The sequence below is a fragment of the Alphaproteobacteria bacterium US3C007 genome, assembly GCA_034423775.1.
GTDB classification, from domain to species: domain Bacteria; phylum Pseudomonadota; class Alphaproteobacteria; order Rhodobacterales; family Rhodobacteraceae; genus Thalassovivens; species Thalassovivens spotae.
The window spans coordinates 2,262,051-2,274,575 of sequence record CP139918.1; the positions used below are offsets into that span (position 1 = coordinate 2,262,051).

9 protein-coding genes are annotated in these 12,525 nt (G+C 53.4%); 4 read left to right on the forward strand and 5 right to left on the reverse strand.

Annotated elements, in window-relative coordinates:
* Positions 1–143: 143 nt before the first annotated feature.
* The 5 genes from UM181_10855 to UM181_10875 form a co-directional block, all read right to left on the reverse strand.
* Positions 144–1,631, reverse strand: a complete 1,488-nt coding sequence (locus UM181_10855; protein ID WQC64737.1) for a Ppx/GppA family phosphatase — start codon at positions 1,629–1,631, stop codon at positions 144–146.
* A 114-nt stretch (positions 1,632–1,745) separates the two neighbouring features.
* Complete coding sequence (locus tag UM181_10860) at positions 1,746–2,441, reverse strand: chromosomal replication initiator DnaA (GenBank protein WQC61832.1); 696 nt, start codon at positions 2,439–2,441, stop codon at positions 1,746–1,748.
* Positions 2,438–3,529, reverse strand: a complete 1,092-nt coding sequence (locus UM181_10865) for an AI-2E family transporter (GenBank protein ID WQC61833.1) — start codon at positions 3,527–3,529, stop codon at positions 2,438–2,440. Before UM181_10865 ends, UM181_10860 begins: the two co-directional genes overlap by 4 nt.
* 492 nt (positions 3,530–4,021) lie before the next feature.
* Entirely contained in the window at positions 4,022–6,070 is a 2,049-nt protein-coding gene (locus UM181_10870) for an ASKHA domain-containing protein (GenBank protein ID WQC61834.1), read from the reverse strand.
* Positions 6,071–6,169: 99 nt separating this feature from the next.
* Positions 6,170–7,138, reverse strand: a complete 969-nt coding sequence (locus UM181_10875; GenBank protein WQC61835.1) for an agmatinase — start codon at positions 7,136–7,138, stop codon at positions 6,170–6,172.
* A 199-nt stretch (positions 7,139–7,337) separates the two neighbouring features.
* Here UM181_10875 and guaB point away from each other — a divergent pair, with 199 nt between their 5' ends.
* From guaB to UM181_10895, 4 genes are all read left to right on the forward strand, one after another.
* Positions 7,338–8,786, forward strand: a complete 1,449-nt coding sequence (gene guaB, locus UM181_10880; protein ID WQC61836.1) for an IMP dehydrogenase — start codon at positions 7,338–7,340, stop codon at positions 8,784–8,786.
* Positions 8,787–8,792: 6 nt separating this feature from the next.
* The gene (locus UM181_10885) at positions 8,793–9,956 is read left to right on the forward strand and encodes an RsmB/NOP family class I SAM-dependent RNA methyltransferase (protein ID WQC61837.1); all 1,164 of its coding nucleotides are present in this window, start codon (positions 8,793–8,795) and stop codon (positions 9,954–9,956) included.
* Positions 9,957–10,025: 69 nt separating this feature from the next.
* Positions 10,026–10,451, forward strand: coding sequence for a hypothetical protein (locus UM181_10890; protein WQC61838.1), 426 nt, complete (start codon positions 10,026–10,028; stop codon positions 10,449–10,451).
* 1 nt (position 10,452) lies between these two features.
* Positions 10,453–12,318: an ATP-binding protein gene (locus tag UM181_10895; GenBank protein ID WQC61839.1), complete on the forward strand. Its 1,866-nt coding sequence runs from the start codon at positions 10,453–10,455 to the stop codon at positions 12,316–12,318.
* Positions 12,319–12,525 lie beyond the last annotated feature (207 nt).

Sequence of the window (12,525 nt, forward strand, 5' to 3'; positions counted from 1 at the left end):
TCGCCTCTCCTTCGAAGGCAGGCCGGTGAAGCTGAACCTTTCTGGGCAGCTCGCGCCGAGCCTTTCCTGTCAGCGGCGCGCGGTGGTTTAAGCGATGCAAAAAGCGCCTCTGCGCAAGTGCCGCAATGCTTTTTGGGGATAGATTATTTTGCCTGGAAGGCAAAGCTGGCATTCATCGCGCGCGCAAGCGATTTCAAGCGGGCTTCGGCCACCTCACCATAAAGGCTTACGGCATCGCCTTCCAAAACCAGCTGCAAGGCTTTGGCATCCGGGGCCCAAAATAATTTAGCGTTGGTTTCCTCTTTATTCACCCACATCATGGCGCCAAGCCGCATCGCTTTACCCAAAATTTCTGCCATACGCATCTGCTCCTGAGACAATAAAGAAAACAGGTTTTCGAATTTATGGCCTTTGCGTTGATTGCGATAGCGGTGCATCAACGAAAGCCCCAGGAATACTCTTTCGGCATGTTTCAACCCGCCCAAATTGGCCCGTGTAGCGTTGTCAAAGCAAATTTCGGCGCGATAATCAGGATGACCCCGCCAACTTACATCATGCAGATGGCAGGCGGCTTTGATCAGGCGCGCTGCCTCGTCATCCGCGGTAGGGAAAAGCGGCAAAACAAATTTGAACAATTGCAAGCCAAAGCCGGGGGCGCGCGCATCTTTCATTTCTGCGAAGGCGCAGGCTTCAATCAGCGGATCTTTTTTGCGCAGTTTTTTTGACATTTGTTCGTATAAAAGCCCTTCGCGTATACCATAGCTGGAGAGGGCAATATCTATCGGTGTAAAACTCTCAACCAGCGCATCAAGAACTTCAATCGCGTAAGGTAGCAGCGCCATGCGTGCCCCCGAGATGCCGCATTTGATCCGCAATTTCTCAGGATCCGATTGGCGTAGGAAAGCGGCCGTTTTTTGTACTGCGTCTTTATCCATGCGGTATTCATGAATCACGTGTAACGGGTAGGCACGGCGCTCCATGTCGATACGCGCCAGCGCGCGCCAGGATCCACCCACCAGAAACAAACGGTTATGTTGCGGCCCCATTTTCTCCGTTAACTTGGCCATGTTGCGGGCAATCAACTGCTGGCGCGCCGCTGCACCGCCTTGAAGCTCGCGCAACTTCAACGGGCCAATTCTTGCGCTGATGCGCTTGCCCACTTTGCCGTCGCCGATTTCGGCCAGCTCCATCGAGGAACCGCCCAAATCACAAATCAATCCATAGGCGCCGGGCCAGCCCAGTAACACGCCTTGTGCAGATAAGCGGGCCTCTTCTTTGCCCTTGATCACCAAGACCGCCTGACCGGTTTTCTCCTTTAGCTCTTGAACGAAAGCGGCGCCGTCTTGCGCGTCACGCACCGCCGCTGTAGCCACCGCGATCAAGCGCGGTATGCCCATGGCTTTTGCCAAATAAGTAAAGCGCAAAATCGCCGCCACCGCGCGCGCGCGGCCCTCGGGATTCAAGCACCCGGTTTCTGCCAGCCCCGCCCCCAAGGCACACATTATTTTTTCATTGTAATAATAGGCGGGCGAACGCGCAGCCCCGTCAAACACCACCAAACGCACCGAGTTTGACCCGATATCGACAACACCCACTTTCGACAGCGCGACCAGATCGCCTTTTTTGCGCAGGCGCGAGTCAAAGTTTGCCTGCTCCTGTTTGGAAGGCGCATAGTTTGACACGATTACAAGGCCCCCCGCGGGTGGTTTATCTGTCTCGCTTTATGGCGGCCAGAATGCGCTAGGTCAATCGCTTGAATGGTCCGCAGAAGCCAAAATTTTGCCTATCAGACTGCGCGTAACAGCCTGTTGTTTGCTCAGTGCGATACGGTCGATTTGCGCTACGATTATCTGCGCGGATTTGAACGAGCGTTCGATACGCGTGACCAGATATTGAATGGCATCGGGGCTGGGAAATAGCTGCCGGTCTGCAAAGAGTTTCACCAGGAGTGCTGCGAATAAAATATCGTCTGGAGCGTGTAATTCAGCGCTGCGGGCTCCGGCCAGTCGAGAGGCTAGATCGGGCAGTTTAATCCCCCAAAAAAGCGCGTTTTCACGCCCGGTCATCAGCAACCAGCCCGGCCCAGATTTAATAAGGTTTAAGAGATGGAATAAAGCCTCTTCGGCGGCGCGATCACCGCTGATATTTGGAATATTTTCGACCACTATTGAGGTTTGAGAAAGCGTTGCAATCTCTTGGTTTGGCAGATCGTTGGCATTTATAATTTGGGCACCGCTGGTGGCGGCCCATACATGAGCAAGATGGGTTTTTCCGGCGCCTTCCGGGCCGCTTAGAATATGGCAATTATTGGGCCAGGAAGGCCATTCTTCAAGCATGGACAAGGCCAGCGCATTGCTTGGGCTAATAAAGAAATCTCCGCGCTGCAAAGAGGGCCGGCTGGGAAGATCAAAGCTAAGTTGTGCAGAAAGGGGCTTGCTCACGAGAGGTCACTTTTGCCTTTATAGAGGCGACTTTTTTGATATTCGCCGGTAAAAAACCGTACCAAAACGCCAACGCTTGCCGCTACCGGCAGAGCGATTAACAAACCCACAAATCCAAATAAGCCGCCAAATACGGATAGGGCGAATAACAGCCAAACCGGGTGTAGGCCGATTGACGTGCCAACCAGTTTGGGGGTTAGAAAATTGCCCTCAATGATTTGGCCGGATATAAATATTCCTGCAACAAACCAAAGTTTTGACCAGTCTCCCCAGAATTCAAAAACCCCAAAGCCAAGCGCCAAACCGCCGCCGATAATGGCGCCGAGATATGGGATAAATGTAACCAAACCAGCGAAAGCACCAATCGCCAATCCAAAATCCAAACCGATGGCCCATAAACCAAGCGCGTAATAACTGCCTAAAATAAGGCTCACAGAGCCCATACCGCGGATAAAGGCCGCCAATGTCCGGTCGATTTCACTTGCCAGCATGCAAATGGTACCTTCGTGATCGCGGGGAAGCAGCCCTTTCAAATGCGCGGTCATTCGATCCCAATCGAGCAGCATGTAAACAGCCACCACGGGCACCACCAAAAACAGCACGGCCAAGTTGATCAAAGAAGCCGCTGAAGAGACCAATGCGCCAAACATCTGCTGCGCAAAGCCATCCAGCAATTGTGTGGCGCGCGCGCTGATAAAAGCGCTTACCTTATGAAAGAGGGCGCGCAGATCAAGGCTTTCTCCAATCGCAGCGGGCAGGATCGATTTAAGCTGCGCTTCGATTTCGATGATTTTTTCTTCAGAGAAGGAAAGATTGTTCAATGCGCTTAACTGTCCGATCAGCGTCGTTGTGATGAAGAGCAAAACGGGCAAAAGAATAACCAGGCTTGCCAGCGTGATCGCCAGTACGGCCAGGCTGCGCGACAAGCCCCAGCGTTCAAGTGTATCCGCCGCGGGATCAAGAAAATAGGCAATTGCGATCCCGATTAAGAAGGGTAATAGCATATCCCCCAGCACCCAAAACACCACTCCGCTGATTGCCGCTGCTGCGCCCCAATATGTTAATTGAACCTTGTTGGCTAAGGCCATTTACGCACCCCTTTTATCTGTGCTTACAGTGCTCTAAGGCAGGTTTAACTGCAAGTCTAGCGGCAATAAATGGCGTTTTTATGTTGCCCAACCATTTACAATTCGCGGGTTTTTAGCGGTTTTTTGTGCCTCTAAGCCCGATAAATAGCCTTCGGTTTTAACCCCGCTTAGAGATTTATGCGCTTACAAGCTTTGCTGTCTCTTTAAGCTTTGCGCCGCTGTTGTCGGTTTCGCCTTGGGAACCAGCTGCTGCTCGCGACCCTGCGCTTATTCTTTTTGAAAACTGGTTCTGGGGCGTTAAACCTGAAGGCATATCATGCGGCTGCATTACGCCATTTTCGTTTTGAACTGGGCCGAAAGAAGCGCGGCCGAGCAGGTTTTGGCCGCGTGCGGCAGCGTGGTCAAAGCTGCGCGGCAATCGGGCGATCTGTTTTGCGCATCGGGTCTCAGCGCTGCCCAAGGCCTGAGCTTCAAAAGCCTTTTTTGCGGGGCTCACAGGGCGGGTTTGCGCGCCCGCCGCCTGCGCCCGCCTTGGCCTTCGCCACTGCCCGCGTTGAACGAGACTTTGGGCAAGTCGACCACCGCGTTGAGTTCGGGAAAGGGATCGGTTTTGTGGGGAATGGCGTTCGCGGCAACGAAATGTTCTTGAAATTTCGGTTCAATCGCGGTTTCCACTTTGGTGATCTTGCGCACCGTTGCTTCGATTTTTCTACGGGCGGAAAGATTACTCAAAGCGATGCGGGCTCCGGTTCCAGCCGCATTGCCGGCGGAAAATACTTTCTCTAGCGGCACATCGGGTATCATGCCTAAAACCATTGCGTGTTTGCTCGAAATATGCGCGCCAAACGCGCCGGCCAAAACCACCCGATCTACCTTCTCAACGCCCATTTCATCCATCAATAGGCGAGCACCGGCGTAAAGCGCCGATTTGGCCAGTTGGATGGCGCGAATATCGCCTTGGGTCACGCTAATCACCGGCCCATCATCGGCGCTGCCGTCAAAAATCACGTAGGAATGCGTGCGCCCTTCCGGCACCATTCGGGCGGTTTGCGTTGCCTCGGCCGAGCCAAGCAAGCCGCTTTCATCCAGCAAGCCTGCCAGACGCAATTCAGCAACCGCTTCGATGATGCCCGACCCGCAAATTCCGGTAATGCCGCTGGGGTTTTGTTCCGCAAAGCCGGGCTCATCCGACCAAAGATCACAGCCAATCACGCGAAACCGCGGATCTTTTGTGATCGGATCAATTTCAATTTTTTCGATCGCGCCGGGGGCCGCGCGCTGCCCCGAGCTGATTTGCGCCCCTTCAAAGGCGGGCCCCGTGGGGGATGAGCAGGCCAAAACCCGCTGCTGATTGCCCAGAAGAATTTCGGCGTTGGTTCCAACATCAACGATCAGAACCAGATCCTCTGAATTTCCCGGCTCTTCCGACAAAGCCACCGCCGCAGCATCCGCCCCAACATGCCCTGCAATGCAGGGCAATATGTAACAGCGCGCAGCCGGATTAAGCGCGGTGAGGTCCAAATCAGCGGCTTTTAGGCTCAGAGAGTCTGATGTTGCCAATGCAAACGGCGCTTGGCCCAATTCCACAGGGTCAATTCCCAAAAGCAAATGATGCATGACAGGATTGCATACGAACACAACTTCTAACAGCTGGGCCGTGCTGCAGCCCAGCTGTTTTGCCAAATCATCGGCCAATGCATTGATCGCCTCGCGCACGGCAGCTGTCATTTCCTGATCGCCACCAGAATTCATCATGGCATAGCTGACCCGGCTCATCAGGTCTTCGCCAAAACGAATTTGAGGGTTCATTACGCCCGAACTGGCCACGACTGCGCCCGTTTGTAAATCGGTGAGATGCGCCGCAACGGTGGTTGAACCAAGATCAATGGCCAAACCAAATATACCGTCTTCGTGCAGCCCGGGCCAAACCTGAAGAACCTGTGCTTTGGGGCTTGTATGATCCTGATAAAGGGCCACAGTTACCTGCCAATTGCCTTTGCGCAAAGCTGGCTGAAGCTGTTGCAGAACCGTCAGCTCCATCTGGATGCCCGCGATGCTCCATTGCGCGCTCAGCGCCCGTTCCAGCCGTTCAAGATCGCCCGTAGGCTCATGCATGTCGGGTGCCTCAACCTCAACAAAATATAATTTGGTGGCAGGCTCCATTTCGATTGCGCGATCGCTTGCAGCTTTTCGCACCACTTGTTTATGCACTTGGCTTTCGGGTGGGACATCAATCACGATATCGCTCTGAATTTGGGCTTGGCACCCCAAGCGCCGGCCAGGTTTAAGCCCGCGTTTCTCTTGATAGCGTTGTTCAACAGAATTCCATTCTGACAACGCAGTATCTGCCACGCTCACGCCATGTTTGGGAAATTCACCATAGGCGGGCGAAATTTGGCATTTGCTGCAAATGCCGCGGGCACCGCAAACGCTGTCGAGATCCACGCCCAATGCGCGCGCTGCGCTTAGGACGGGCGTTCCTTTGGGAAATGTGCCACGTTTTCCAGAGGGGGTGAAAACAACAAGAGGGTCTTTGGTCATTCAAACGGGCCTATTCAAAAAGTTCAAACCTTGACGCGAATCTATCGTGATTTTTGGTCGAAAAATCGGCCGCAAACGTCATTAAAATGTTTTTGTGCGTCATGGGGCTGCGGGGCTTTGACGGGCATCAAAAATAAACCCAAGCAGATTTAGCAGCAGTTGCGCCGCCAATATGCTGGTGGATCCGCTGGGATCGTAATCGGGGGCGACTTCGACCAGATCAATGCCGATAATCCGATGCGTCTTGCTGACTTCTTGCAGCACTTCGAGCACCTCATAATAGAGAAAACCGCCATGGCTGGGAGTGCCGGTTCCCGAGGCGATCGAGGGGCAAAATGCATCAATATCGATGGTAATATAAAGCGCCGCCGCCTTCGGCAGCCGTGCGACGAGAGAGCTTGGGCCCAAAGCCCGCGCTTGGCGCACCGATATAATATCCGATCCCATCGCCCGCGCCGCCTCATAGCCTTCTTTGGCGGTTGAGCTGACATTGCGAATGCCCATCTGGGTTAGCCCGGTCACATAGGGTTTCTCAGCGGCGCGACGCATCGGGTTGCCGTGGCCGACGCGCACACCATGGCGTTCATCGACAAAATCGAGATGCGCATCAATCTGCAGGATATGAAAATCGCCCTGATCGTCAAACGCGTTGATACAAGGAATATTTACCGAGTGGTCGCCACCGATGGTGACGGGTAAGGCATTTGCCGCAAGCGCTGCGCGCACGCCCATTTCGATATTGGCATGGCTTTTTTGCGTATCGGTATGGATAATATCCGCATCGCCCATATCGACCATACGCACAGATCCCGGCAGATACACACGATTGTCTTCGTGATCATAGGCGCCGGCATGCCCAAAACTGAACAAGGTTGACGCGTCGCGAACGCCGCGTGGCCCGAAGCGCGCCCCAGAGCGCCATTGCGTGCCCGCATCAAACGGTGCGCCTAAAATTGCAATATCTGCCTCAAGATTGCTCCAATCGGGCTGATATGGGCGCTTTCCAAAGGTGGATATGCCAACAAATGGAAGGTCCAAGCGCCCGCTTTCATAGCCATGTGTGCTCATGTCGGTTCCTTATGGTTTCAAGGCGCGCAACTGGCTGGCGCGCGCGCTTCCTCTGCGCGTCGTTGCTAGAGGGTTTTTGCGCGAAATTAAACATCATAATCTTTTGGGTTTGAAACTTCTCTCGAAAGCCTCTTTCCTTTTCGGCCGGATCATGGAATAGCAACCTGTCAAACGATACCTGCAATAAAAGGATGATCTTATGCAGATTCGCGAGGCACTTACCTTTGACGATGTTTTGTTGGTTCCAGCGGCGTCTAACGTCTTGCCAAACACAGCCGATACGCGCACCCGCGTGACGTCGGCGATTGCGCTGAACATTCCACTGCTCAGCTCGGCCATGGATACAGTGACAGAAGCGCGCATGGCGATTACGCTGGCACAGGCCGGGGGAATGGGTGTAATCCATCGCAATTTTGACCCCGAGGAACAGGCCCGTCAGGTGCGCCGCGTGAAGCGGTTTGAAAGCGGCATTGTTTATAACCCTATTACGCTGACACCCGATCAGACCTTGGCTGATGCCAAAGCGCTGCAAGAGCGCTATAACGTGACCGGTTTTCCCGTTGTGAACCAAGCCGGCTTGTTGGTTGGGATCGTCACCAATCGTGATATGCGCTTTGCCAGCGATGATGCCACGCCCGTGGCAACGATGATGAGTTCGGAAAATCTGGCGATTTTGCGCGAGCCAGCAGATCGGCAAGAGGCGATCAGCCTGATGAAATCACGGCGGATTGAAAAGCTTCTGGTGACAGATGGCCAAGGCCGGTTGACGGGTCTTCTTACGTTAAAAGACACTGAACAAGCCGTTTTGAATCCCACAGCCTGTAAAGATGATCTGGGGCGGTTGCGCGTTGCCGCTGCCTCTACGGTAGGCGATGCTGGGTTTGATCGCACGCAGGCCTTGATCGATGCCGGTGTGGATATGGTCGTGATTGACACCGCGCATGGTCATTCAGAAGGCGTGGCCCACGCGGTTGAACGGATCAAGAAATTATCAAACGCGGTGCAAGTGGTTGCGGGCAACGTGGCCACCGCAGAAGCCACCAAAGCGTTGATTGGCGCCGGTGCAGATGCGGTAAAAGTGGGTATTGGGCCGGGGTCCATTTGTACAACCCGGATGGTGGCGGGGGTTGGTGTGCCGCAATTGACGGCCATTTTAGATTGCGCGGGCGCGGCCGGCGATATTCCGGTCATCGCGGATGGGGGCATAAAATTTTCTGGTGATTTTGCCAAGGCGATTGCCGCGGGGGCGTCTTGCGCGATGGTGGGCAGTATGATCGCGGGCACTGATGAAAGCCCCGGTGATGTGATCCTTTATCAGGGCCGCTCTTTCAAATCCTATCGCGGGATGGGCTCGCTTGGAGCGATGGCGCGCGGCTCTGCGGATCGCTATTTTCAAAAGGATGCGGCCAGCGATAAGCTGGTTCCCGAAGGGATCGAAGGGCAAGTGCCTTACAAAGGTTCTGCAAATACAGTGATCCATCAAATGGTGGGGGGATTGCGCGCCGCGATGGGATATACCGGTTGCGCTACGGTTGCCGAAATGCGACGCAATTGCAGCTTTGTAAAAATCACGGGGGCCGGTTTGAAGGAAAGTCATGTGCATGACGTTCAAATCACCCGTGAAAGCCCCAATTACCGAGTTATGTAGTTAAAAATGACTCCCGCTGCGCGCGTTCAGGCTGCAATTACCCTGCTTGATTTGATCTTGTCGGGGGAGAGCGCTGAAAAAACTTTGACCCGTTGGGGGCGTCAAAACCGCTATGCAGGCTCAAAGGATCGCGCGGCGATTCGTGATTGGGTGTATGATGCTTTGCGCTGTCGGCGCTCTTACGCGGCTTGGGGTGGAGCCGAGACGGGCCGCGCGTTGCTGATTGCAGCCTTGCGACGGCAGAATTTGGACCCGCAGGATTATTTCACTGCACAAGGCTATGCACCATCGCTGTTAGCGGCCGAAGAGGGCAAGGCTAAGGCGCATATTTCTGCCGCTGAGCAAGCGGATTTGCCGGATTGGTTATGGCCTATCTGGCAGCAGGATCTTGGGGAAGACGCCGCCTCGATAGCAGAAAATTTGCGCGCGCGTGCGCCCGTGTTTCTACGTGTGAACCTAACCCTAACCACCCGGGATGAGGCGGCAGAGGCGTTGCGCAAAGAAAAGATTATTACCGCTTCACACGCCTTTGTCGAAACCGCGCTGCAGGTTTTGGAGGGTGCGCGCAAAATCAAAACCTCGCAGGCTTATGAAGCCGGTTTGGTAGAGTTGCAGGATGCGTCCAGCCAGGCGAGCATCACGGTTTTGCCGCGCGAAACAGCGGGCCCTGTGCTGGATTATTGCGCGGGAGGAGGCGGTAAAACGCTGGCCTTGGCCGCGTGGTTGAAACAACCAATTTTCGCCTTTGATAGCGCAGGTGAGCGCATGCGCGATCTGCCAATCCGGGCAGCGCGCGCGCAAGCTGAGGTGGTGCTGCTCGATCAGCCGCCATTTGCAGATGGTCCCGCTCAAAACCTTGTTTTTTGCGATATGCCCTGTTCTGGTAGTGGGGTCTGGCGCCGTGATCCCTCTGGGAAATGGACGTTAACGGCAGCCCGTCTGCGCGATTTACAAAACCTGCAAAGCGAAATTTTAGGGCAAGCCAGTGCTTTGGTGGCATCGGGTGGTATGCTGCTTTATGCGACATGTTCCGTATTAAAGCGCGAAAACAGCGATCAAATTGAAAGCTTTATCGCGGGGAATCCGTCTTGGTCTTGCCTGAATTCGAAGCAATTTTTTCCGTCAAATCAGGGCGATGGTTTCTATTACGCTGTATTACAGAAAGATTGATTTGTACGGAGTGACATATCTCGGCTATAGTCTTTACATAAATTAAAGACATTTCTGCCATGTTGAAATATGGCATCACCGGTATTTTTATCGCCCAGTTGGTTTTTTGGGGCAAAGATGTATGAGCTGACGCTTGCGCTATTCGTGCCGTCCTATGGTGCGCAAGAAACAACCCGCGCCGCTCAGGGCGTGTGGGATATTGGGCCGCGTCTGTTTAGGATCCGCCTTCGCGCATCTTCGCCCTTTTGGGTAAGCTTGGCCTATTTTTCTGCAGCGTTAAAAAGCCTCCATCAAGGCAAGCCGCAAATCAGAGGCCGCATCCCATCTTTGGGCGCGTGCAAACCATTGGGCCAAAGTTGTTCGAAAGCAGATTTTGCCAGGCCTCATAATCGCTTTGCGCAGCGGGGTGGTGCAGGCTTTGTGGCTCTTATTCTGCACGCTTCAATGAGAGGGCGGCAGAACCAGTTTCATTTTAAGGATATAAGCGATTTTTAAAATGTCTTGGCATAAGATCGCGGATATTTTTACCTGGCTGCGCAGAAAATTTACCCTCGGGCATTTTGCCTCGACTTCCACGCCCTCGGCCAGCAGCTTTCATGCTCGCCGCTGCCACTTGATCGGTGATTGTCTTCCTTTTTTTCGTCTTGATGAAAACGGGCAGGTGCTTTTTAGCAATCTGGCGGCAACCAAGCTTTTGAAACAGGCTCACAGCCAAACAGAGATTACACAGGCCTTAAAGCGCGCGCCTCTCTTCCCCAAGACGCTGAACTTGAATGGCTGCTCTGGTACATTTCGCTTTTTGCAAAACCGGTTGGAGACTGGGGAGCATGAAGTTTTTTTGGTGCCAAACTGGATGAAAGAAGGGGTCGCACCGACCCCTCATGATGATTTTGAGCGGGTTCCCGTTCCCATGGCAGAATTATCGCCTCAGGGCGTGATCATTCGCGCCAATTCTCAAGCTTCGAGGCTATTGGGGCTGCGGGCCGGTGAAACGCCTACGATTGAAGAGGTGATGGAGGGGCTGGGGCGGGCTTTGGCGGATTGGCTGCGCGATGCCACCTTGGGCCGAGGTTTGAAGCAACCCGAGTTTCTGCGTCTGTCGAGACCTGAGCGTGAAACCTTTGTGCAAGTGTCGTTGCATAAAGACATGGCCAATCGGCGGTCCAGTTTGACCGCTGTGTTTACCGATGCAACCGAACTTAAATCGCTGGAGGCGCAATTTGTTCAAAGTCAAAAAATGCAAGCGATCGGTCAATTGGCAGGCGGCGTGGCGCATGATTTTAACAATTTATTAACCGCGATTACTGGGCATTGCGATTTGCTGCTCTTGCGCCACAAAAAAACGGATCAGGATTACGATGATTTGTTGCAAATCAATCAAAACGCCAATCGCGCTGCGGCACTTGTTTCCCAGCTTTTGGCGTTTTCCCGCAAGCAAACCTTGCGGCCGCAAAACCTTGAAATTCGGGAAACGCTGTCTGATCTGACGCATTTGTTAGACCGGCTTGTTGGAGAGAAAGTGCAGTTACGGTTGGAATATGATCCAGTGAAACGCGCCGTGCGGGCCGATAAACGTCAGTTAGAACAGGTTGTTATGAACCTTGTTGTGAATGCTCGGGATTCGATGCCAGAGGGTGGTGAAATATTAATTTCAACAGCCGGTACAGAGATTTGCGAACCCATGCTGCGTGATCGCGTGGCGGTTCCCAAGGGCGCTTATGTGAGTATTTCCATTCAAGACAAAGGCTGTGGGATTGCCTCTGATAAATTACAAAAAATTTTTGAACCGTTCTACACGACCAAACGCACCGGCGAAGGCACCGGGTTAGGTTTGTCGACCGTCTATGGGATTGTTAAGCAAACGGGGGGCTATATTTTCGTGGATAGCAGCGTTGGGCAGGGTACGATCTTCACTTTACTTTTGCCAGCCAGTGATTTGCCATCTCAAAAAGCGGCCTCCCCGCCTTCGGACATCAAACTGGTTGCAAATAGGCCGGAGGGCGGCGCCGTCTTATTGGTGGAGGATGAAGCCACTGTGCGGACGTTTGCGGCCCGAGCCCTGCGTTTATGCGGGTATTCCGTTTTGGTTGCTGAATCGGGTGAAAGGGCGTTAGAGATTGCGCAAAACCCAACCGTAAAATTGGATCTTTTTGTCACAGATGTCGTGATGCCGGGGCGTGGCGGGCCCAGTTGGGTGCGCGAGGCTTTGCAAACCCGCCCTCATATACGAATTATTTTCATGTCAGGATATGCAGAAGATAAGTTAACGGCCGATCAATCATCCGTGCCAAATTCAATTTTTTTAGCAAAGCCATTTTCTCTGACTCAATTGGCCTCTGCGGTTGAATCGCAAATGCCGTGATTTGCCAAATAGCCCACCTGCGCCTGTCGCAAGTGCTGATTGCTTTGCCAAATTTTTGGGAGGGCCGGCGAAGGGTTGCGCTGCGCATAGGTTCATTAAGGCCCTAAATTTCGGCTAAAACTGCCGAAAGCGCAAAAAGTTTTTGATAAAATATAAAGGGTTGATTAACCCTTTTGCGAGACCCTCACTGAGAAAACTGTTGAAATG